The organism is Microtetraspora sp. AC03309 (assembly GCF_020826795.1).
Taxonomy (GTDB): domain Bacteria; phylum Actinomycetota; class Actinomycetes; order Streptosporangiales; family Streptosporangiaceae; genus Microtetraspora; species Microtetraspora glauca.
Genome location: NZ_JADDIL010000353.1, coordinates 1 through 617 on the forward strand (window position 1 = coordinate 1; position 617 = coordinate 617).

1 protein-coding gene is annotated in these 617 nt (G+C 63.0%); it reads left to right on the forward strand.

The window, feature by feature from the left end:
* Window positions 1–617: GntR family transcriptional regulator (locus IMZ11_RS43290; RefSeq protein ID WP_228649470.1), on the forward strand; the 617-nt coding region annotated here is incomplete at both ends.

The window sequence follows — 617 nt, forward strand, 5'->3', positions numbered from 1 at the left end:
TATAAGGGTGCCGAAGAATTACGGGGTCAAAGAGAAGGACCAGGTTGTCACGCACATCATCAACTTGGTGATGACGGGCAAGCTGCGCTCCGGTGACCGCATCGACCGCAACGAGATCGTCCGTGACCTCGGGCTCAGCCGCGTTCCGATCCAGGAAGCAGTGGTTCAGCTCGAGCACGACGGGATCCTCTCGACGCGATATCACCGCGGCGCATTTGTCTCCCGCTTCGACGAGGCCACCGTTGCCGAGCACCATGAGCTGTACGGGATTCTCAACGGCATCGCCTCGGCCCGCTGTGCCACCAACCCGACGCCGCGCATTGTCGCCCATCTCGATGACACGTTGCGCGCGATGCGTTCAGCAAAGGACACCAAGGCCTTCCAGGGGGCCTGCTGGGTGTTCCGCGACGCGATCAACGACGAGTACGCCGGACCGCGCCTGCATGCCACCATCCGCGCCGGTAAGAGCTTTGCGCCCTCGGAATTCTGGATCGGCTATCCGAAGGCCAAAGCCGAATTCCTGGCCGGCTACGAAGAGGAGATGGCCGCGATCCAGACCCGTGATCCCGAGCGCGCCCGTAAAGCCTGCACCGAGCGCGCAGAACGGATGGCGCAGA